12 protein-coding genes and 3 pseudogenes are annotated in these 23,104 nt (G+C 63.7%); 2 read left to right on the top strand and 13 right to left on the bottom strand.

Annotated features, from left to right (window positions below; genetic code table 11):
* Positions 1 to 332: 332 nt before the first annotated feature.
* Both BRAD285_RS04945 and BRAD285_RS36075 read right to left on the bottom strand, forming a co-directional pair.
* Positions 333 to 4,094, bottom strand: coding sequence for a Ulp1 family isopeptidase (locus BRAD285_RS04945; protein ID WP_244563579.1), 3,762 nt, complete (start codon positions 4,092 to 4,094; stop codon positions 333 to 335).
* A 479-nt stretch (positions 4,095 to 4,573) separates the two neighbouring features.
* Positions 4,574 to 4,726 (bottom strand): annotated as a pseudogene (locus BRAD285_RS36075) (transposase); the annotation flags it as partial.
* Positions 4,727 to 4,732: 6 nt separating this feature from the next.
* Between BRAD285_RS36075 and BRAD285_RS36070 the strand changes: the two are divergent.
* Positions 4,733 to 4,945, top strand: a pseudogene (locus BRAD285_RS36070) (integrase core domain-containing protein); the annotation flags it as partial.
* On the opposite strand, the pseudogene BRAD285_RS36065 reads toward BRAD285_RS36070, so the two are convergent.
* The 9 genes and pseudogenes from BRAD285_RS36065 to BRAD285_RS04890 form a co-directional block, all read right to left on the bottom strand.
* Positions 4,945 to 5,338 (bottom strand): annotated as a pseudogene (locus tag BRAD285_RS36065) (transposase); the annotation flags it as partial. The pseudogenes BRAD285_RS36070 and BRAD285_RS36065 sit on opposite strands and share 1 nt — an antisense overlap.
* A 496-nt stretch (positions 5,339 to 5,834) precedes the next feature.
* Positions 5,835 to 7,337, bottom strand: coding sequence for an MFS transporter (locus tag BRAD285_RS04925; protein WP_006614989.1), 1,503 nt, complete (start codon positions 7,335 to 7,337; stop codon positions 5,835 to 5,837).
* A gap of 41 nt (positions 7,338 to 7,378) precedes the next feature.
* A complete protein-coding gene (locus BRAD285_RS04920; protein ID WP_006614988.1) occupies positions 7,379 to 9,184 on the bottom strand; it encodes an amidohydrolase in 1,806 nt (601 codons plus the stop codon).
* Entirely contained in the window at positions 9,168 to 10,859 is a 1,692-nt protein-coding gene (locus BRAD285_RS04915) for an amidohydrolase (protein ID WP_035648556.1), read from the bottom strand. Before BRAD285_RS04915 ends, BRAD285_RS04920 begins: the two co-directional genes overlap by 17 nt.
* A gap of 899 nt (positions 10,860 to 11,758) precedes the next feature.
* A complete protein-coding gene (locus BRAD285_RS04910; protein WP_006614986.1) occupies positions 11,759 to 12,676 on the bottom strand; it encodes an NAD(P)-dependent oxidoreductase in 918 nt (305 codons plus the stop codon).
* Entirely contained in the window at positions 12,673 to 13,077 is a 405-nt protein-coding gene (locus BRAD285_RS04905) for a carboxymuconolactone decarboxylase family protein (protein ID WP_006614985.1), read from the bottom strand. The genes BRAD285_RS04910 and BRAD285_RS04905 overlap by 4 nt, the downstream gene beginning before the upstream one ends.
* 118 nt (positions 13,078 to 13,195) lie before the next feature.
* Positions 13,196 to 14,656 (bottom strand): aldehyde dehydrogenase family protein, encoded by a 1,461-nt coding sequence (locus tag BRAD285_RS04900; protein ID WP_006614984.1) that lies wholly within the window; start codon positions 14,654 to 14,656, stop codon positions 13,196 to 13,198.
* A 207-nt stretch (positions 14,657 to 14,863) separates the two neighbouring features.
* Entirely contained in the window at positions 14,864 to 16,222 is a 1,359-nt protein-coding gene (locus tag BRAD285_RS04895; RefSeq protein WP_006614983.1) for an NAD(P)H-dependent oxidoreductase, read from the bottom strand.
* A gap of 178 nt (positions 16,223 to 16,400) precedes the next feature.
* Positions 16,401 to 18,986 (bottom strand): ATP-binding protein, encoded by a 2,586-nt coding sequence (locus tag BRAD285_RS04890; RefSeq protein WP_006614982.1) that lies wholly within the window; start codon positions 18,984 to 18,986, stop codon positions 16,401 to 16,403.
* A 521-nt stretch (positions 18,987 to 19,507) separates the two neighbouring features.
* Here BRAD285_RS04890 and BRAD285_RS04885 point away from each other — a divergent pair.
* Positions 19,508 to 22,021, top strand: a complete 2,514-nt coding sequence (locus BRAD285_RS04885; protein ID WP_371507687.1) for a spermidine synthase — start codon at positions 19,508 to 19,510, stop codon at positions 22,019 to 22,021.
* 8 nt (positions 22,022 to 22,029) lie between these two features.
* Here the strand turns inward: BRAD285_RS04885 and BRAD285_RS04880 are convergent, their stop codons facing one another.
* Positions 22,030 to 22,653 carry a 2OG-Fe(II) oxygenase family protein gene (locus BRAD285_RS04880; RefSeq protein ID WP_035648570.1) on the bottom strand — a complete coding sequence of 208 codons (624 nt, stop codon included), beginning with the start codon at positions 22,651 to 22,653 and terminating at the stop codon, positions 22,030 to 22,032.
* Positions 22,654 to 22,729: 76 nt separating this feature from the next.
* A complete protein-coding gene (locus BRAD285_RS04875; protein ID WP_006614979.1) occupies positions 22,730 to 23,059 on the bottom strand; it encodes a hypothetical protein in 330 nt (109 codons plus the stop codon).
* Positions 23,060 to 23,104 lie beyond the last annotated feature (45 nt).

Raw genomic sequence — 23,104 nt, 5'->3', positions numbered from 1 at the left:
CCTGCCAGGCAAGCGCCGGTGACCAACGCAAATCCGTCCACCCGCGCTGCTTCGCGTAAACACACCAGGAGTCTAAAAGCTACTGGATGGCGAGGCAGGAGCCTGCGCCTTTGGCCGCGCGTTTTGTCGGAGCCCCAGTTCGAAAGTTTCGGAATACCTTGCTGATCGCACTTCTGGTTCGTTCATTCCACATCGCGCCGGTTGGGGCTGCCTTGCAATTTTGCAAAGCAGCCCTGACGCCGGCTACACGTCATGCTCTACAGACACGCCGATCCTAGACCCTCAATGGGCGAGACGCTGTGCTTCAATCAGGCACGCTATTGAAGCCGACATCAGCTCTTCAGCCGGTTCTGAAGTGCCTGCCGATCGACGATGAGGTTGCTGAGGTTGAGATCTACCTGGCGCCCTCCTGCAAGCCTTCGTGCCAGCTCCCTCGTACCGTCGACGACAAAGACGCCGCAATCGTAGCTGTTGCTCTGCTGAGCTATTGGGGCATGTTGCGGATTGGCCCCTACTGCTGCTGCGAGTCTTGCCGCTGGTCCGGCATTGCCGTACTGTTGAGCGGAGTCGTAGTGGTAGGCAACTGGCCTGTCGCGGTTGCGACGGTCGACCAGCAGCAACGACCAATGAGTGCCTCGCGCAGAGAGGCCCGAGATACTGGCATTGTTCACCGGCAGGAACAGGAAGTCGGCTGTGTCGTTTTCATTCCGATCGGACACGATTATATGGAACGCCCTTAGGGCATCGGCACCTGTGCTATGGGCCAGCTGAAAGGCCATTAGGGGATCCACGAACCGGGTCCGAGCGGCGAGATCTGGATTGCTTTGCTGCAACTCCTCCGACAGAAGCTCGTAGTCTCGTTGGATGTGCTCGTCACCCAGCCACTGCATGGAGCCCAGCACACGTCCGCTGCGGTCGCCGGAAGAAGCAGCGGTACCCGATGTGCCGGCCTGGGCATCCCAGGCGGCGAGGTGACGGGGATGATGGACGAATTGGGAGTCACGGCGACCTCGCGGTCCCATTGTGACGGAATAGGTCTCTCCGTTGATGGCCACCGGCTGGGGAGCCATTCGCGAACTCGGCAACAGCATTTTGTTGTCCAGCACATCGATCAGATAATCCGGCACCGGTTGTGAGCCATGCCGCCAATCCTCACCGACGAGATGTCCGATGTCTTCGAGCTCCTGCAGAACGCCTGAGGAGCCGATGAAGAACGGCGGAGCGCCGGCTGGGCTGAGCGCCGGCCTTGACTGGGCGTCGTCACCCATGTCCTGCGGTATAGACGGCAGATCCGTGAACGAAGAAAGACCTTGGTAAATCTCTGAGGAGCGGGCGGGCGCGCCCTCCGGCAAGGCATTGAAGTAGGACGACTGGGCGTCGTCGCGCAAGGCCTGCGGTGTGTACGGCAGGTCCGTGAACGAAGAAAGACCTTGGTAAATCTCTGAGGACGGAACTGGCGCATCTTCCGGAAAAACACTGAAATAGGCCGACCGGGCGTCGTCACGCACGGCCTGCGGTGTGGACGGCAGGTCCGCGAACGAAGAAAGACCTTGGTAAATCTCTGAGGATGGGACTGGCGCGTCTTCCGGAAAGACATTGAAGTAGGCCGACTGGGCGTCGTCACGCACGGCCTGCGGTGTAGACGGCAGGTCCGCGAACGAAGAAAGGCCTTGGTAAATCTCTGAGGAGTGAGCGGGCGCGCCCTCCGGCGTGGGAAAGTCGAAGAAGGCCGGCAATTGCAAGTCTTGAAGCCAGGTTGAGGTCGAGCTTGAGTCGGCCGAAGTCTGCAACCCCGCCTGCCCAAACCGGTCGGGCTGCGACCGGGTCCACTCAGCTTCTGACGGCGGCTGCGGCAAAGTTCGTCTCCAGGTCGAGCTTGCGTCCGGCTCGCCGCTCTGCTGCGGGAGGTTCAGACCGAGCGCCTTATTTGCATCGACGACCTGTGCATACTGCCTGAGCTTCCTCAAAGCCACGGGGATGTCCCCCCCAACTTCCTGGAAAGCCTCGTAGTCTCGATCCAGCGAGCTTCGCTGCTCGTCATTGCCATTGATGCGGCTTGCGATGCTCGTTCTACCGGTTGTTCGGAGCCACGCGCCGAACTCGCGCTGTGCTGAAACAGTTCTTAGAGCTGCTGCGCTTTTCTTTGAAGTAAGATTAGGCTTGTTCAACTCCTCGTTAGCAAGGCCCTCGATGAGGCTGGCGTCCTCGTCGTAAAGGCGCAATCTTTCGAGGCCAAAGAATGCTCGAATTTGATCAAGCGGTGGCACCTGCCTTCCCGTTTTACGGTACGCCGCGTGATCAGTCCTCAACGAGTCCAGCTGTTCAACAGTTCCGTCAATCCGGTCCACAATGGCAGGTCTGCCCTCCCTCTGAAGCCAATCACTGAAACCGCGCAGTCGCGAGGCTTGCGACGAAGCGGCGCTTCTTTCCTCGCCCAAGGACAGCGCATTGGTCACGCCACTGTCGATGGCGAGGGCGTCCACCCGATAAGGAGCAAATGTTTGGCGTCCCATCAGGCTGGGGCCGGCACCGATACCCACGAGCTGCTTATCAATGTCGTAACGGCGCAATCTTTCGAGGCCCAAGAATGCTCGAATTTGATCAAGCGGGGGCACCTGCTTTCCAGTTTTACGATACGCCGCGAGATCAGCCCTCAAAGAGTCCAACGGCTCAAAAGATCTGTTAATCCGGTCCACAATGGCAGGTCTGCCCTCCCTCTGAAGCCAGTCACTGAAACCGCGCAGTCGCGAGGCTTGCGATGCAACGGCGCTTCTTTCCTCGCCCATGGACAGCGCATTGATCATGTCACGGTCGATAGCGACGGCGTCCTCCGGATAAGGAGCAAATGTTTGGCGTCCCATTAGGCGAGGGCCGGCGCCGATACCTATGAGCTGCCCATCAGTCCCAAATCTACGCAAGTGGGACAGCGCTACGCTGAGGCGGCCCTGATCGTCGCCAACAGCTTGGAGGTACTCGTCCACATCGTCGGCCAACGACGTTGGCTCCGTGTACAACCTAGTCAATGAACTCTTATCGTTCGCTTGGAGCCAACGCGCGAACTGCCTCAGACTTTTCACATGTGAGAGAATGGTTGCGGAGGGAACGATCCCAGTCCCGCGGCCTCTGGTACCATCAGTCTCAATTTTGTAGTCTCTGATTCCTTTCTCAAACTGGTTAATCATCTGCTCGTCAGAAGGGCGCATGGGTGCGACGCGTGTGGCCCGACTAGGAGCTTGAATAATCTTTCCAGCCTGAAATTCCTGAAGCACACGGAGAGCTCCACTCAAAGACTTCTTATTTCTGTAAGCGACGCTCACGTCCTTGTTGAATTCATCTTTAAGAGTCGTCAGAAGGTCAGGATCGCCAAGCACGTCCTTCAGAATGAGGCCTTTTGACTGGAGGAGCTCACTGAACCACCGAAGCGCTGTAGTGTAGTCCTTGATAGTGGCGGTGTTATAGTTCGTAGCGCTCAACGCCGTCTCGAACTCTTTGATCAGCTCGTGGTCTACATCGGATGGGCGACTGCGCTTTGCACGGTCGACACGAAGCTCGGAGTGGAGAACAACATACTCCGGGTCGCCAGACGACTTCTCACGGCGACTTCCTCCCAAGACTTTACCTAGTCCTGATTTGACCCGGGACAGAAATCCGCGTGGCTTGCGGTATTCTTTCGTCCGAACTGTAGATTGCGCTTCCAAAGGCCCTGCGTAACGCATGCTGCTGGATGAGACGTCACCCAAGCCGTCTGCGCCCGATCCAAGAAGAGCGCGCGGAACATCGACGCTGTAACGCGCACTGCTGAACGAACTGTCCCGCAAATTATATCCTTGCGGCATTCGCATCGAACCACCATTGTTCGTGCGCTGCATATTGTCGCCCCACCGCGCGACTGGAGTGTCAGGCGAACTGGCCTCAGGCGAACTGGCTTCAGGCGAACTCTCCTTGGAGGATCGAAGCTGCAGTTCGCCCAGCTGCTGCTCAAAGCCAGCCTGATCAACCGGCTCGAGATCGGCCTCCTGCCGCGCACGCAGCAGCTCCTGCTGCTCTGCGTACCAGCGCATCCAATAGTTCGGGTCGTTATAGCCGGGTTCCATGCCCCCTCCTTAGATGAGATAACTTTTCCTAGCTCCACCGTCCGGTGGAGCGCCAAGAAACTTTGAATTCAAGAATCCGAAAGTCACTTTCGGAATCAGCCGCTTCGAATTCAGTTTAAAATCCTCACAGTCACTTCGACCTGCCCGTGGTCGCCGCCCCCGACTCACCTGAGACCTTAAGGACATTGAAGCCCCACTTCCGATCGCGAGGCGTGACGCGGTACGACTCGGACTTTACAACCTCACGTTACGTAGGATTCAAGCTTCATTTTGCCGCGCAGACGTCTTGAGCTGCGACAGCTGCCCGAGTGTTCGTCCCGAACATCCTCCGAATGAGTGGACATCTCTAGTAGGGATCGTGTCCCAGAGCGGTGTAGCTGGCATGGTGGGTCACCGGGCGATTCCGGTGTGGGCCGAGCTGATCAGCCTGCCACAGCGGGCAGGCCGACGATGGGATCATCGCTCAACGGCGCGATGGTTTACAGCGTCATGTAGCATGCGCGCTGGACGGCCCACTCGTGGTTCTGTTCGAGCAGGATGGCGCGGACGAGACGGACGATGGCGTCTTCGTTTGGGAAGATGCCGACGACCTCTGTGCGGCGCTTGATCTCGCCATTCTCCCTCTCGATGGGATGGGAAAAATTAATGGTAAGGCCGAACGCTTCATACAGACGGCACTCAGGGAGCGGGCCTATGCTCAGGCCTACTCCACCTCGGACCGACGCGCTGAGGAGCTCCCCCATTGACTGCACAGATACAACTGGCATCGCCCGCGTGGCGGGATAAAGTCTCAAACGCCAATCAGCAGACTCGGTCTGTCAGAGGACAACCTCTTGAGGCTCCACAGCTAGAGCCGGCTCACCTGGCTCTTCAAGATGCCGCTCATCTCCATCGCCTGCACGAGGTTCGTCGACCGATCGGGTCGAGATACCGAGGACGTCGGCCTCCTGAATGACGGCCGTCAGCGCCTTATCGGCCATCCGGCGCGGCTCCAGGAAGCCCGGCAAGTCGCTTCCCTTGCGCAGCTTCGGGATGCGCAGCTCGACCGCCCCGGCGCGAGTCTCCTAGGTCCGCTCACAGTAGCCTTTGCGCTGCGCCAGACGCTCGGAGATCTTCTCGCCATAGGATGCTCTGCGCAGCCCGGCGACCTTCCATCTCCATCGACCGCTGGACTGCAAAGCCGATCATCTCACGCAGAAGATCGGCGTCCGGGCCTTCTCCACGAGCGCGCGAAACTTGACCATCTCGTCGGTTCATCGGTGTATCCTCGAATCAGGTTGGTGTCAGCAACCCAACCCTACCGGGCAATCGCCGGTGACCACCACAAAGCCGTCCACCCACTACGGCGCTATTATGGGGGGAGCGCGCGGGCGCACGGCTTTGCTCTACCGTGCTGCACCACGCCCAGGGACACGACCCAGCTATCATTGTTATGATCGGTTAGATGGCCTGAAGGCGCCAACCACCAATTGACCACCAATATACCGTGAACAAACGTGAAGCTTGTCAGATAGCGACCCGAACTAAATCAATAATCTCCGCCCCCCCCCAGCGATCTGGCCGCTCATAACGGTCTGGTTGCAGGTTCGAGTCCTGCCGGGCCCACCAATCGTTTCAGGTTTGCTCCCTGATTTCACGCAACGCAGCCAGACGCGTCGGCCGGAACAACCCAGCCCGCCCGTTGCGCGTTCCCACCGAAGTCCGCGCCCGACTCTCATCTCGAGCCCCCTCTCGGCTGCCTCAATGAGCATGTCGCCTCGCCTCGGCGGCGTACCGCCCTCTCCGCACGCGGAAAAGAAGAGCGGCGCCCAGCAGCAGCATCGTCGCGACGAGAGCGACCGAGATGAACGCCCGGTCGAACGCCTGATGGGCTTGCGAGATGACGAGGCCCGCGATCTCGGCGGGTAGTCGCTCCGCGATCATCAGGGCTGAATCGATGCTGTCCCGCGCGCTCGGCGGAATTTCCGACTTATCCGGCACGACCATCGCCGCGGTGTAGACGCCGGACAGGATGCTGCCGAAGATGCTGATCCCGACCGCGCCGCCGAGCTCGAAGGAGACCTCCTCGATCGAGGCCGCCATGCCTTCGCGGCCAACCGGAGCCTGATTCATGATGGCATTGGACGCGGCCGCCATGGCGACGCCCAGTCCGAAACCATTGACGGCGATACAGGTCAGTTGCAGCGGAAGGCTCGCGGTGAAGAAGAAGAGATAGCCCGCGGCCCCTAGACCGGCGAGCAGGAGCGCAGCACGCATGGCATTGGCTGGTCCGATGTGACGAAGCGCCAGGCTCGTCAGCGGCCCGCCGATGAACGCCGCCAGCGGCGCCGGCAGGATATACAGCGCCGCCTGCAACGGCGAATAGCCGAGCACGAGTTGCAGACGCTGGCTGATCGCAAGCTCGGTGCCGGCGATCGCGAGCGCGGCGACGATCGCAGTCGCCACACCGAGCGCGAACTCGGCCTCGCGGAACAGCGTGAAGTCGATCAACGCATGATCGAGCCGAAGCTGACGGCGCACGAAGAGGGTCAGCATGATCACCGTGCCGACCGCCACGGCTGCCAAAATGCCGTAGTGAGGGTGTGGACTGCCACACTCCTCGACGATATAGGCAAAACCGATGAGTCCGGCCATGACCTGCACCGAGCCGAGCACATCGAGCATCCGGCCGTTGCGCTCGCCGTCTCCAGGGATCAGCAGCAGCGCGACGAGGAGCACGACCGCGACCAGGGGCACGTTGATCAGAAAGACCGAGCCCCACCAGAAGTACTCCAGCAGCACGCCGCCGACGAGAGGGCCGACCGCGGCGCCGCTGGATGCGACGGCGCCCCAGATGCCGATGGCGAGCGCGCGCTCATGGTGGTCGGAAAAGGTGACCCGGATGATCGACAGCGTCGCCGGCATCATCAGCGCGGCGCCGACGGCGAGCACGACCCGTCCTCCGATCAGAACGGCAGGCGTTGGCGCATAGGCGGCGATGAGGGATGCCGTTCCGAACACGACGAGGCCGCTGACGAACGTCGATTTATGGCCGAACCGATCGCCGAGTGCGCCGCAGCCGGGCAGCAGTCCGGCCACGACGAGTCCGTAGGCCATCACGATCCACAGCTTCTCTGACGCCGTCGCGCCGAGTTCATGGGTGAGACTCGGTAGCGCCGTGTACAGCACCGTCATGTCGATGACGATCAGCGCGAGCGCGCTGGAGACGATCAACAGGATCAGCCAGCGATCATGTTTGGACATTCCTGCTCACAACCTCGCATGCGCTTCGACGCCCCGCCCGATCATTCGTGCCGGATCTGGCCGTTCATCACCGTCATGACGACCTTCGTCTTGTGAATGTCGTGCGGAGCGACCTCGAACAGGTTCTTCTCCAGCACAACCAGATCGGCGAGCTTGCCGACCTCGATCGAACCGATCTTGCGGTCCAGGCCGAGCTGATAGGCCGGGCCCATGGTCGCGGCGCGCAAGGCCTGGTCGAGGCTGATGCGCTCGGCGAGCGGCACCAGCGGCGGCTGATCGGGCCGGTTGAGCTCGCGCCGCGTCGTTGCGATCTCGATCGCCTCCAGCGGCCGGAAAGTGCTGTAGTGGCCGGCCGCCGGCCAGTCGGTGCCGAACGAGATGTTGCCTCCATCGCGCAGGATCGAACCGATGCGATACACCGTATCGGCCCGCGCGCCGAGCCGTGTGCGCACCACGTCGCGCCAGGATGGATCCGGCACCGCCCATTGCGCCGAGAATTCCGCGGTGACGCCGAGCGCGGCAAAGCGCGGCAGATCCTCGGGGGCAACGACCACCAGATGGCAGACCGTATGACGGCGATCGCGTGGCGGGTTCGCCTTCATTGCCGCCTCGAAAGCATCGAGGCACAGCCGGGCGCCGCGGTCGCCGCAGCAATGGATGTGGATGTTGAATCCGTCTCTGTCGGCGCGAAGGATAATGTCCTTGAACAGGTCCGGAGGCAGCAGCGTCTCGCCGCTGGTCTTGGGATCGTCGTCGTAAGGGGCCAGCATCGCTGACGTGCGCTGCGCCTCGCCGCCGTCGATGTTCAGCTTGAGCACGGAAGCCTGCACCAGTTCGGAATGAAACTGCTTTCGCAACGCCTTGATGATGGGGACGGGATCGACCGCGGGGTTGTTGTGATAGGTCGACCCGATCACGCGGAAGGACAGCTTCCCGCGCCCTTCGAGGTCCTGGTAGAGCTGAAAGCCCGCGGCTTCCGGAAGGATCTGCATTCCTGCATCGAAGACAGTGGTGATGCCCGCCGCGGACGCCTTCGGCAGCCACGCTTCGAGCGATTCCGTGATGAATTTGCTGGTGAACGGCGCGGCGGCGTTGAGCGCGACCATCATCGCCGGCACCTCGACGACGTAGCCGGTTGGCTCACCGGTCGCCTTATCACGCTGAAAATAGCTGAAGCCGGGCAGCGGATCCTTTGTGGCCTTGGTGATCTTCGCCATCGCCAGCGCCTTGGAGTTGATCCAGGCACAATGGCCGTCGATCGCCGCAAGGAAGACGGGCGTGTCCGGCCAGATCTGGTCGAGATCCTCCTTGCGCGGACCGGTGAACGGGAATGCATGATAGCGCCAGCCGAAGCCGCGCACGACCTCGACCTTGCCGAGCTTGTCACGATACGCCGTCAGCGCGCCGATCATGTCGTCACGCGTGTCGTACTGAAGATCGATACCGCTGGTGATCGCGGCGCCTGAGATCGGGTGAATGTGTCCTTCGATGAATCCCGGCAGCAGCATCCTGCCCGCGAGATCGACGACCCGTGTCTTGGGACCGATGAAGCGGCTGACCTGCGTGTCATCGCCGACATAGACGATCCGCTTTTGCGCAACGGCAACCGCCCGGGCCCATTCTCTGCCGCCGTTGACGGTATAGACGGGACCGTTGCGGAACACGATGTCGGCCTTGCCGCCTGCAGCCGCCTCCGCCCGCATCGGCATGGCCGCTGCGACGCCGGTCGCAGCAAACGTCGCACCTGCCTGCAGCAACTGACGTCGCGACGGATCGAACTCGGATGCGGCCCGGCCGTCGAGCTCGAGCAAGCCGCGGAATCGGCCCCAATTACAAGCGATGCACATGGTTTCCCCCTCGCGTCTTGCGAGCTCGCTCAGGCTGCAGCCTGTCGTGACGAGCCTCGCCGTCCATCAAGGTCAGCAGCACCGGGACCTTGTGGATGTCGTGCGGATCGATCTCGAGAAGATTTGCCCCGAGCACGACGAGATCCGCCTTCTTGCCGACCTCGATCGAGCCGATCTGGTGCTCGAGTCGGATTTGATAGGCGCCGTTGAGCGTGAAACAGCGGATCGCCTCCTCGACGCTGATCCGCTGGCGCGGCACCATCGGAGGATCGTCGCGGAAACCGGGGCGCTGTCGCGTGATGGTCGCCTCGAGCTGATAGAGCGGCGGACATTCGTCGATATCAACGCCGCCCAGGTCGGCGCCGAAGGTGACGGTCGCCCCGGACCGCACGAGATCGCCATAGGCGTACACGCGCTCCTCGACGCGCTTCTCGCCGAACAGCTTCTTGTACTCCTCGACATAGACGCCATCGTAATTGGTAGCCCAGGCCGGGGTGCCATTGGCGATGATACCAAGGGGTTTGAAGCGCTTGACGTCGTCGGGATGCGCGAGCGACAGGTGACAGACGGTGTGGCGCCGCCCCTGCTGGCCGAGCCGCTTCTGCACATCCTCGATGGCGTCGATCACGACCCGAACCGACCCATCCGCATCGGCATGAATATGCATGTCGAATCCGGCGCGGTGCACGGCCTCGACCTGCGCCTTGATATGGGCCGGCGACAGAAGGCCCGATCCTCTGTTGCCGGGCTGGTTTTCGAAGGGATCCAGCAGCAGCGCAGTGCCGGCCATCGCGGTGCCATCCGTCCACATCTTGCAGATCGAGATCTGCACGTGGGGCGAACGCAGCTTCTTGTTCCACCCGACGAGTTCGGCAGCGATGGCTTGCGGATCGTCGTTCTCGGCGCGGGTCCAGACAGTGCCGACGATGCGGATCGGCAATTCACCGCGATTGTCCCGGTCGATGATATCGCGCCACAAGGCTTCGCTGCCGCCGCTAGAACGGCCGGCCAACACGCCTGCATCCATGTAGGCCGTCAAACCCCATGACGGCGCCCGATCGATGGTCAGGCGCTGCGACTCCCGGATCGTCTGCCGCGAAAACACGCCGGTCGCGATCGCAAGAGGGATGGTCGCACCTTCGATCGCGACGCCGGTCGGCGTGCCCTGGGGATCGCGCTTGAAATACTGCTTGCCCGGTTCAGGATCAGGGGTGTTCTTGTCGATTCCCGCCAGCTTCATCGCCGCCGTGTTGAACCAGGACTCGTGGATGTCGGCGTTCCAGATCAACATCGGCCGATCGCCAGTGAGTTCGTCGAGCCATTCGCGTCGCGGAAAATGGTCGGAGCCGAACGAGACGCCTCCCGTCCAGCCGTAGCCGCGCAGCGGCGCGCCGGGCGGCAGCGTAGCGATGTACTGACGGATGGCGTCGAGGACCTTGTCCTTGCCGGTGATGTCGCGGAGGTTCACGCCCAGCTTGGTGACCGCCAAGGCGATGAGATGGTTGTGGCCGTCGATGAAGCCGGGCAACAACATCCGCCCCGCAAGGTCGACCACTCTCGTGTGCGGTCCGCGCCATGCCGCAGCACCGGCCTTGTCCCCGACATAGACGATCTCCTTGGCGCGGACTGCCACGGCCTCCGCGGTCGGCTGCGCGGAATTGACCGTGTAGATCATTCCATTTTGAAATAGCCAGTCCGCCTTTCCGTCAGCTGCAGACGGCGGCGCGCGCGATGAGGTCCAAGCATCTGTTGCAGAGGCAGTGTCCGTTCCAGCAGCGATCGGCGCTGCAACGGCGACCGCCGCGAATTTGGCAGCGTTTCCGATCACCCTGCGGCGGGAGAGCGGAAACGCTTTCGGATCCTCCAGCACTCTCGCCCATTCGCATACGACACACATGGATCAGTTCTTCCTTTTCCAAATGCCGCGACGTCAGCAGACGACGGCCTAGGACGGACCATCACAGCTGCCCGCAGGTTTCGATGTCACTAAGATCATTCTCCCCCGTCGGATTCGCATCGCGAATGAAAGCGACGCACTCCATCAATTGGACTTAAAACCTGCTAAAGATCTTTCTGGCCCAAGTTCGACGGAGCTTCCGGCAGCAGAACAGACCGCGGGACACGTCGCGCGAATACTACCGTCGAACCGAAACATATCCTGCGCATAACGTGTGTTTTTACCTCCGTACAACTACGGCCGATATCGCGACTGCAAACGACTGGCGCCGATACACGCCACTCATTGATCGATGACGCCGAGGTTCAGCGGAGACAAGCGCTTGAACTATTACGCGGGATCGCGTCGGCTGCCGCTGACGCAGAGCGACCGGGGGCCGCGCTGCGCGATCGTGTGCGGTGGGCAGAAGTTGACGGCTTAGCCGGGCGCCCGCCCGAGCACGCACCAACAAGAACGCCCGCGACCGAAGCTGCGGGCGTTCGTTGGTTGCGGGGATAGGATTTAAATTTATGACCTGCAGGTCATCAGCCTGACGTCCGGTTTCCCGCGACCCAGCAGCGATTTCGATCGCTCGCCGCCAATTCCATCCGATCTCCAGGAGCTACGATCGGCTGATCTCAGCTCTGCGAATGTGAGCTTGGTTCACCGCCGAGTTCGACACCCGCGAGCGCCTCGCTCAGCTTCGCGAGCGCGGTGTGATCCTGACCTGGGCCGAGCAGGCCCTGCGCGCTCGCGCTCAGCTCGCGACAGAGATTGGAGAACGGCGCGGCGACGCCGGCTGCGCGTGCGATCTCGAGTGCGATCGAGAGGTCCTTCACCATCAGGTCGAGGCCGAAGCCGCTGTTGAACTGGCGCGACAAAACGAACTGCTTGAACTTCTTCTGCGTCGAGTTGTTCATGCCGGTGGAGGCGTTGAGCACGTCGGTCATCAACGCGGGATCGATGCCGAACTGCTGGCCGATCAGCAGGGCCTCGATGCCGATCAGGAAGCCGCCCGCCGAGACCAGATTGTTGAGCGCCTTCATCGCCTGCCCCGAGCCGAGGCCACCGATGCGATGGATGGTGGTGCCCATCGCGCGCAGCAGCGGCTCGACGCGGTCGAGCGCGGCCGCATCGCCGCCGGCCATGATCGCGAGCTCGCCGGTTTTCGCGCGCGGCACGCCGCCGGAAACCGGCGCGTCGAGCATGGTCACGCCAAGCGGAGCGAGATCGGCCGCGATCGCCTGCGTCGCCGCCGGCGCGCCGGAGCTCATGTCGATCAGGATCTGACCCTGCTTCAAGCCGGCGCGCAATGCGGCGACGGCCTCGCCGACATGCTTGCTGGTCGGCAGCATGGTGATGACGACATTCGCCTGCGGTGCGGCCGTCGCGAGATCCGCCGCCTCGGCACCACCGACCTGGCGCACGAAATCGGCCGCGCGGCCCGGCACGGCATCATTGACCGCGACCGCAAAGCCGGCGCCGAGCAGACGCGCGGCCATCGGCCAGCCCATGTTGCCGATGCCGACGAATAGAACGTTCTGCGGCGCGCTCATGCGCCGTCCTTCTTCGGAATGGCGCCTTCCGCGACGAGCACCTCATGGGCGGCCTTGAACGCCTCAAGGCCGGCGGGAATGCCGCAATAGACGGTGGCGTGCAGCAGAATCTCCTTGATCTCATCCACCGTGACGCCGTTGGTGAGCGCGCCCTTGACGTGAAGCTTGAGCTCGCTCGGCTTGCTCAAGGCGGTCAGCATCGCGAGATTGACGATGCTGCGGGTGCGGCGATCGAGCCCTGGACGCGTCCAGGCATAGCCCCAGCACATCTCGGTGGTGATGTGCTGGAACGCCATCATGAAGTCGTCGGCCTTGGCCAGGCTGCCATCGACATAGCCGGCACCGAGCACCTCGCGGCGCACCTTCAGGCCCTTCTCGAACAGTTCGTTCTCGTCGCTCATCCCAGCGTCTCCTTCACCCTTGAACGTTGTTAGTCGCGCCTCATCTTGGCGCTTCAACGCGCGGCATTGCCGGTGACACCCGCGCAGCGGAATCGATCGGAGCTTCGCCGCAGCCGGTCTAGCCGTGCTTGACGATCAGGGTCTTCATCGCCCCGAACTCATATAGCGCCTCAAAGCCCTTCCCGCGGCCATGCCCGGACTTCTTCATGCCGCCGAACGGCAGCTCGATGCCGCCGCCCGCGCCGTAGCCGTTGACGAACATTTGGCCGACCTTGACCTTGCGCGCGACGCGCATCGCCCGCGAGCCGTCGCCCGACCACACGCCGGCGACCAGGCCGAAATCCGTGCCGTTGGCGAGCCTGATCGCGTCAGCCTCGTCATCGAACGGCATCGCGGCCAGCACCGGACCGAACACCTCTTCGCGCGCCAACTCGGAATTGCGGTCGACGTGGTGATACAGCGCCGGCGCGACATAGAAGCCTTCACTCGGCACGCCCTCGGCGATCTTGCCCGTAGCGACGCGCGTGGCACCGCCGCTCTCGGCGCGCGCCAGCATGCCCTCGATGCGCTTCTTCTGAACCGCGCTGATGACCGGGCCGAGATCGAGATCCATCTCCGGCGTGCCTGCGGTGATCTTCTCGAAGCGCAGCTTGAGCTCTGACAGGAAGCGATCCCACATCGTGCGCTCGACGAGCACGCGCGAGCCGGCCGAGCAGGTCTGCCCGGCATTCTGCACGATCGCCGCCGCCACCGAGGTCAGCGCCGCGTCGAGATCGGCATCGGCGAACACGATCTGCGGCGACTTGCCGCCGAGCTCGAGCGTGCATCCGATGTGGTTCTTCGCCGCCGCGGTCTGCACCAACGTTCCGACTTCGGGGCTGCCGGTGAAGGAGAGGAAGTCGATGCCGTCATGGGCGGACAACGCCGCGCCTGCCTCTTCGCCGAGACCCGGCACGACGTTGATCGCGCCCGCCGGGAAGCCGGCCTCCGCCGCAAGCTCCGCAAGGCGCAGCGGCACCAGGCAGGCCTCCTCGGCCGGCTTGATCACCGTCGCATTGCCCATGGCGAGGGCCGGCGCAACGGTGCGCCCGAACATCTGGCCAGGGTAGTTCCAGGGAATGATATGAGCGGTGACGCCGAGCGGCTCGTAGACGGTCGTGACGAAGAAGCCGTCGAGGAACGGAATGGTGTCGCCATGCACCTTGTCGGCGGCGCCGCCGTAATATTCGAAGTAGCGTGCGACCGCGACGACGTCGGCCCTGGCCTGCTTCATCGGCTTGCCGGTATCGGCCGCCTCGAGCTTCGCCAGCTCCTCGGCATTGTCCTCGACGAGACGGCCGAGCTTTGACAACAGGCGGCCGCGCTCCACGGCCGCGAGGCAGCCCCACGGACCTTCGAGCGCGCGGCGCGCCGCGGCCACCGCGAGATCGATGTCGGCCTTGTCGCCGGCCGCGATCGAGGCGATCACCTGCCCGGTCGCAGGCGCCAGCATTGCAATGGTCCGGCCCGATTGCGCCGGCTGCCACTTGTTGTCGATGAAGACACCCTTTGCGGCAGGCAGTTTGACATTGGCGTTCATGGCAGCTCTCCCACGTCTTCCGTTCCGTCGCTCCCGGGCCGGCGCAGCCAGCCGCTGAGACCTCCATCCGTGGCGGTCGGGTCGTTGGATCGTTCAAATAGACCAGGGCTGCTCTAGCATCAGACGCCGCGGATTGCACATCATGGCCCGGCCAATCACCGGCATTTGCAGGCACCGCCGGACAACCGCGCCCGCTCGGCGGCACCGTCACGCATGCCGGCTCATGGTCGGCGCATAAAGCGCCTCCTGCTCGCGGCGCAGACGGACGGCAGGCAAGGTCTCGTCCATGGCCACGTCGGACCAGGTGATGCAGGCGTCCTTGGCGACCGGCCGGACCAGCCGCACCTGATGAGCGAGCCCGAGCGGAAGATAGCCTTGTGCCAACGAGGCCTCGGCCGGCGCAAGCTTGCCATAGACGGTATAGCCGCCTTCGCCGTCGAGCATATCGCCGGGCTTGAGATCCCGTTTCGCCGTCGCCGCGACGTCGGCATTGAAGCAGATCGCGGCGCCCGTCGACTCTCCGCGCAAGATAACCGATGCGACGGAGATGCCGAGCTCGAGGCCGATCAGATGCCACTTCTTGTAGGACGACATGTAGCGGCCGCTCGGATCGGTGACGACCTTGTATTCCTCGAAGCAGTTGCGGACGTAGTCGCTGTCGCCCTCGAAACAGACCCAGACGCCCTTGCGAATGTCGTTGGCGATCGGCTGGCCATCCGCCGTGAGGCAGGACACGACCTCCACCTGCCCTTTCGCCTCGAGCACGCCGCCTTCCGCACGCGGCCGCATCAAGGTCGGAATCTCGTCGACCGAGCCCGGGGGGAATGCAAGCCCCTGCGACGGCGCTTCGAGACCGGTCGCATTGGCGAAGGCAGCGGATTCGATCGCCGGCTTGGAGCCGTCGAGAAAGGCGTTGAACATCTTGGGATTCATGCCGCCGCGCGCGGCCTGCTCCGCGGTCAGGCCCCAATGGTCCCACACCGTCTCCGGCGTGGACTCCCGGTAGTGCGGCAGCCATTTATGGCCGCGTCCGGCGGCAACCACCGGAAAGCCGCAGGTGCGCGCCCAATCGACGAGATCACAGGCGAGCGCCGGCTGATCGCCATAGGCGAGACTATAGATGACACCGGCCTGCTTGGCCTTGTGCGCGAGGATCGGCCCGCAGAACGCATCGGCCTCCACGGTGACATTGATGATCGGCTTGCCGGCGGCGAACGCCGCCAGACAATGGTCGACCGCAGCGATCGGATTGCCGGTGCATTCAGCGATGACGTCGATCGCATCGCATCCGACCAGTGCCTGCCAGTCATCGGAGACGAACGTCGTGCCATGCTTCAGCGCGTCGTCCAGGGATGATGCGGCGTAACGCTGCTCGTCCCAGCCGACGCGCTTCAGGTTCTCGACCGCACGCGCCGGGGAGAGATCGGCGATGCCCACGAGATGGATGCCCGGCGTGCGCAGCACCTGATGCAGATACATCGCGCCGAATTTGCCCGCGCCGATCAGGCCGACCTTGATGGGCCTGCGCGCGGCGTTACGCTCCAGGAGCTTGGCGTAGAGATTCACGGGCGGCATCTCCTGAGGTGGCAGAACGAATCTGAAGTTCCCTCCAGGTTGTTTGCGCGTGGTTCGTGAGAACTTCAAGGCGCCATCGTCGATGAGGCTTGTCGCGCCACGCGGCGATGAGCTGCACGGGCGCATGATCGGCCTATGATCGCTGCCTGCCTCGCTTCAGCTCTTCTGTTCAGTTCTTGCGGCCACCGAGGGCGCACGCGATCGCTTCCGACAATTGACCCAGGCGAAACGGCTTGGTGAGAAGTTGCGTGGTAGCGCGGAAGTCTTCCGGCACCAGCGAGGGATCTGCGAAGCCGGACATGAAGAGAATGGGCAGGTCCGGCCACCTGCGGCGCACCTGCCGTGCAAGGTCGATGCCGGTCATTCCGCCCGGCAGCATGATGTCGGTCAGCAGCAGCGATACCGGGTTCGACCGCTCCAGCTCGGCGATTGCGAGGCCGGCATTGATGACCACGACCGGACTGTAGCCCAACGAAGACAGCGTGGTCGACGCCATCGCGCCGACCAGCGCATTGTCCTCCACCACCAGAATGCGCTCGCCGGTCTCCGGCCGCGACAATTTGTCGATGCCGGTGCGTGGCGGATCGGTGAGCCCAGGTCCTGCGCTCGGCAGATAGAGCGTGACGCGCGTCCCCTCGGCGACGCGGCTCGAGATCACCACCGTGCCGCCCGACTGCCGCGCAAAGCCATAGACCATGCTGAGGCCGAGCCCGCTGCCTTTGCCGAACTCCTTGGTCGTGAAGAATGGCTCGAAGGCACGACGGGCGACGTCGGGCGACATGCCGTCTCCCCTGTCCGACACCGCGATGGTGACGTAGTCACCGAGCGCGATGCGCTCGTCGCCATCATCGAGCGGCTCGTCGAGCACCGCGTTCGCCGTCGTGATCGTCAGGCACCCGCCGCCGGGCATGGCATCCCGTGCGTTGAGCGCGAGGTTGAGCAGCGCATTTTGCAATTGAGTCGGATCGATCAGGCAGTGCCAGAGCTGCGGATCCTGCGCCAGCTCGATCTCGATCGTCTCGCCGAGCGTCCGCTGCAGGATCGTCGTCATGCCGCTGACGAGCTGGTTCACATCGGTGATCTGCGGCTGCAGCGTCTGCTTGCGGGCGAAGGCGAGCAGGCGCCGGTTGAGATCGGCGACCCGCTCCGCCGCCTCGATGGCGCGTTCGACGATGCCGCGGCAGGAGACGTCGGTGGACGGCAATTCATCGAGCAGCAGGTCGAGATTGCCGAGCGTTGCTGCGAGCATGTTGTTGGAATCGTGCGCGATGCCTCCGGCCAATTGCCCGATCGCATCCATCTTCTGCGCCTGACGCAGCTCGTCCTCGATGCGCTTGCGCTCGGTGATGTCGACCGACAGCACGAAATAGCCGCGCACTGTCCCGTCTTGACCGGAATCCGGCACGCGGATGGTCTCGCACCAACGTTCGCACCCATCGGGAAAGGTTGCCTTCTCTTCGCTCGCGACCGTGCTGCCGGACAGTACGGCCTGAATCTTTGGCCTCGCCTCCTCGATTGGCAGGGGATCGATGAACTCGTCGATCTTACGATTGCGAATCGCCTCGGTGGACGGCTCGGCATACCATTCGCGGGCGACACGGTTGGCGTAGCGGATGTGGCCATCGGCGCCGACATGAACGATGAGCGCAGGCACGTTTTCGGTGACCAGCTGATGCTGCTCGAGATTGTCGCGCAGCGCCTGCTCGGAGGTCGCGCGCAGCTGCCATTGCCGGGCCAGGCTGAAGCCGAATCCCACGATCAGCAGATTGAGCCCGGCGGCGATGAGGCTGTAGTACAATGCATTGTTCTTCCAGCCGGCCAGATACTCGACCGGATGGCGGGCCACGGTGACCACCAGCGGCAAGCCCGCGACCCGTCGATAGCTGACGCTCCGCGAGACCCCGTCAGTTATTCCACTGCCTTCGAAGCTGCCATGCGGTGCTTGCGGAAGAAAGACGCTGAACAGACGATTCGATCGAACGTTGCGGCCGGCGAGTTCGTCCGCATTCGGCGTCCGCAGCAGGATCGTGCCGTCGTCACGGTACAAGGTGACGGTGCCGCGCTGGCCGACGTTCAGCGACAGAAAGAACTGGCGGAGATTTTCGTAGTCGACCGGCACCAACACCACGCCGGCGAAACGTCCGTCGGGCGTCTTGAACGCGCGGCTGACTGCGATGAAGAGACCGGTGTGAACCCGCGCGGCCAAGGGCACGTCGATGAAGAGACCCCGGTCGGGATTCTCCCGCTGGACCTTGAAATAGGCCCGGTCGGAGAAGTTGTTTTCCCGCCCGGGCCCGCCGTTGCCCGCGCTATCCGCCAGCAGATTTCCCGCCGCATCGAGCACGACGATGCCGCTCGCGATCGGATATGGCACGATACGATGCTTCAGCTCGTCGATCAGGGCCGGATTGCCGGGCGTGAGCAGAGACGGATTCTGGATGAGATTGCCGATCGTCGTGCTCAGCAGCACGTCGACGCCCTGGATGTTGCGCAGCATGTATTCTTCGAGGGCGCGGGCGAGATCGCCATTGGCGGCTTCGGTCGTCCGGTAGGTCTCCCGATAGTTCACGAACAGCATGTGCGCCACGAAGGCATCGCACAGCAGCGCCAGGATCAGCCCGCTGAGGACGATGATCCGAGGCGTCCAGCGCCGGTCCATTCCGGACCCCGGGTCTGTGCCGATCAGTGCGCCGAGCATGCCTCGCTGCCGCGAACCGTGCGGATCGACCGTTGTCGTTTGGGTGTTGTCCAACATGCCGCCGGAACGTCAGGAGGTGATCGAGCAGGTCCATCGATCGCCGCGGGAATTCAGCCGATTTCCCGTCAGCCCTGCTTCGGGAGCCTCGCAGAACACGTCATCTCGGGGCCAACGCCTCGCGAACGATCATGATGCCCCAATAGCACGTCTCGGCGCGGAATGTCATGGCCGACGGTATCCCCTGGCGCTGCACGCCGGCCCGCCATGCCGTCCTCGCCGGCGAGCGACCGGCGCGACATCAACTGGGCGGCCGCTCGGATGCAGACGGCTGTCAAACCACCGTCACGAAACGCAAACAGAACAAGGCCGTCGGGGGTGCAATGGAGCTCGGTAGCGCGCACGGGCCTATCCCTGCGCCGCATCGCGCGAAGACCGATTCTTGAGAACCAGGTTTGCGACCCTTGACTGAAATCCTTGATGCAGATGCGCGCGAAGCGAATGTCGGCGCTGAGAAGCAGTCCGTCGGATCTCCTGGCATCACGGCCCTCGACGACTTCGGCGCGAATCCGCTGCTGGCCATGAAGCTGCTCACCGCAGCCTCCGGTCTGGCTGGTCTCGGTTACGAAATCGTCTGGACGCGCCAGCTGGCGCTGGCGCTCGGCACCGAGATGATGGCTGTGCTCGGCGCCATCGCCGGCTTCTTCGCTGGCCTCGCGCTCGGGGCCTTCGTCCTGGATGGACGAATCCGCCGGAGCGCCAGGCCGCACCTGGTCTATGCCGGTCTGGAGCTGGTGATCGGCACCTGGGGCCTGTGTGCGATCTGGCTGCTGCCGGCGAGCGCACGCGCGCTTGCTCCGCTGCTCGGCACCACCCCATCACCCGTCCTGCTGTGGAGTGCGAGCTTTCTGCTGCCGACCCTCGTGCTGTTTCCCGCCACCGTGGCGATGGGCGGCACGCTCACCGCGCTCGAGCGCATGATGTCGGCCGCGCGCCGCAGCGGCACCGTCAGTGCCGGAGTGTATGGCGCGAACACCGCCGGCGCGGTCGCCGGCACCCTGCTGTCGACCTTCGTGCTGATCCCGACGCTCGGATTGGCGAGGACGCTTCTTTGTCTGGCCGGCGTCAACGCGGCCTGCGCACTCGCGGCCGTCCGACTGGGTTCGTCACTGGGATCCGAACGGCCCGCGCGCGAGCCGCGCACGGCCACAGGCGCCATCGGCCTGCGCGTGAGTGCCACGCTGTTCTTGACCGGTCTCATCGGCATCGCCTTCGAAGTTCTGGTCGTCCGGCTCGCCGCGCAGATGATGCAGGACACCGTCTACAGCTTCGCCTGCCTGTTAACCGCCTACCTGCTGGGGACCGCGGCCGGCGGCCTGCTTTGGCAACGTATCGGCTCAGCGGCGAGCTTCGGCAAGACCGGACTGCTGGCGATCACCGCCTTCGCCTGTCTTGGCACGGCCGCCTCGGCACCTCTCATCGCCGGAATTGCAGATCAGGCCGCAGGCTTCGGTGTTGCCGGCGAGCTTGGCCTCGCGTTGATCCTGTTCCTGCTGCCGTCGATGGCGATGGGCGCATTGTTCGGCCAGCTGATCCAGGAGGTGCGCGACATCAGCGGATCGGTCGGCTGGGCGGTCGGCATCAACAGCCTCGGCGCCGCCATCGCGCCGCTGCTGGCGGCGCAGCTGTTGATTCCTGCCTTCGGCAGCTGGACCGCGCTGGTGCTGATTGCGCTTAGCTACCTGCTGCTGCTACCGCTTCGCCGCGCAGCTCTGCGTTGGGCGTTCGTCCCTGGCCTGCTCGGGCTCGGTCTGCTGTGGATGCCCGCACCGAGCATGGTGAAGATGCCGCCCGGCGGCAAGCTGCTGGCGTTGCGCGAGGGACCGATGGCGACGGCGAGCGTCGTCGATGACGCATCGGGCGCGCGCTATCTCCAGGTGAACGGCCACTTCCGCATGGGCGGCACCAGCTCGGTGCGCTCCGATTTCCGTCAGGCGATGCTGCCGCTGCTCTTGCATCCGTCGCCCCGCAACGCGCTGTTCCTCGGCGTCGGGACCGGAGCGACGGTGCTGGGCGGTGCGCAGATGCCGGACCTCGATGTCCGCGCGGTCGAGCTGTCGGCGGAGGTCGTGGCGCTGCTGCCCTGGTTCGACACGGGCGCGGCCAAGCCAGCGATGCCGCCCGTCACCGTCGCCGATGCGCGACGCTTCATCGTCGCCGACGACAAACGCTACGACGTGATCGTCGCCGACCTGTTCCATCCCGCGCTGGACGGCAGCGGCGCGCTGTATACGCGCGAGCATTTCGGCGCGGTCCGCAGCCGTCTGAGCGACGACGGCGTGTTCTGCCAATGGCTGCCGCTCTATCAGCTGGATGCACCGTCGCTGCGTGCCATCATCCGAAGCTTCCTCGCGGTCTTCCCCGACGGCGCCGCCTGGCTGAACCATTACAGCGTACGCACACCGATGCTGGCTCTGGTCGGATCGCGCCGGCCGCATGCCCTCGATCCCGATCGGATCGCTGCCCGGCTCTCGGCTCCGCAGCTTCGTCCTGTTCTTCTCCCGCTCGGCTTCGTCCAGCCGCTCGATCTGCTCGGCCAGTACGTGGCCGGCGCGCACTCGCTGGCGCGGTTCGCCGGTGCCGGACCCGACAACACCGACGATTTTCCGTTCGTCACCTTCGATGCCCGGCGCAATGTCACGGCACTCACCGCGCCGCCCTGGGAGCTGCTGTTGACCGTCATGGCGCAGGTGAAGACCGACGCGACCGACTTGATCGATCCCTCGATGCACGCGGCATGGGATCAACGCCTCCTGGCCTATTGGCAGGCCCGCAACCGCTTTCTGCAAGCCGGCGCAGCGCTGACCGGCGATCCGCGCGGACCAGCGCTGATCGCGGCCGCCGCGCCTGGCCTGATCGAGGCCATCCGTCTCAGCCCCGAGTTCGAGCCGGCCTACGCGCCGCTGATCAACATGGCGCGATCACTGTTCGCAACGGATCGCGCGGCGGCAGAACATCTGCTGCAGGCGATGGACGCGGCAGCGCCGTCGCGCCGCGAGGCACACGAGCTGCTGTCGAAGGAGTTCGGAAGATAGCTGCGTAATCAGCTGCCGAAGCTGACGCGGTAGCCCCAGCAATCCAGGTGATCGGGAATCGCGTTGAACGCGATGGTGATGCGCTGGTCGCCCTGATTGCGCGGCACCTCGTGATAGAGATAGCTTGGAAATAGCACGAGATCGCCCGGCTCGGCTTCCGGCAGCACATATTTGCCCGCATTGAACGGACCCACGGCCGCGCTGCGCGTGTGGTGCCGGAACGAGAAGTCGCTACCGCCGGGCGGACGCACGAACACCGTGCGGCTGCCGGGATGTGACGGCGTCAAATAGAAGATGCCGGAGATGAAGCTGTTGGCGTGGGCGTGCAGGGTCTGATTGCCGCCGGTCTCCAGCATGTTGGTCCACATTTCCTTGACCGTCCAGTTCAGCTTCTCGCCGAACAGCAACTCGCCGAAATCGACCAGCTTGGGCACGGCGAGGTCGGCGATGGTCTGGAACAGATTGTTGGCGCGGGGGTCGGCGACCTCGGTGTGAAACAACTGCCCGGAGCGCAGATTGGTCTCGATCTTCGCGCTGCGGATCGCCGCCACGGCTGCATCTTTCAACTCGGCGCTCAGCAGCGCCGGCGAACGCATCAGCGGTATCGGGAAGAGAGCTTCGATCTGGTCCATGCCTTGACTGCCTTGCACGCGTCGGAACGGCGCGGACAATGTGCCGAAATGCATGACAGACCGATGACGCAAGGTCTCAGCGCGACGGGATCTCGTCGGCGCGCAGAATGTTCAGACGCTCGCCAGGCTTGAGGCTATGCGGCCGCTCGCGTACCTCGAACACCGCCTGCTCGGCCTTCTCGACACAATCGTCGAACTCCCCATTGCCGGCTTCGACCAGCGCCTGCTGGATGTGCCTCTCTGCGAAATAACGCGCGACGTCGTCAGCCGGCAGGCCTGCTGCGAGCGCACGCGCTTCGGCCACCGCGGCGTCACAGCTCTCCTTGGTCGGCTCCTCGTCATGCGCCGACGCGCTGCCAATCGACAGCGCAAGAGCAGTGATGATCAGGCTGAGCAGGCGAAACATCGAAAGCATCCGAACACGGCATTATCTCAAAGACGAGGCGCCGGT

The organism is Bradyrhizobium sp. ORS 285 (assembly GCF_900176205.1).
Taxonomy (GTDB): domain Bacteria; phylum Pseudomonadota; class Alphaproteobacteria; order Rhizobiales; family Xanthobacteraceae; genus Bradyrhizobium.
The sequence above is the reverse complement of the archived record's forward strand: the minus strand, read 5'-3'. Positions and strand labels throughout refer to the sequence as shown.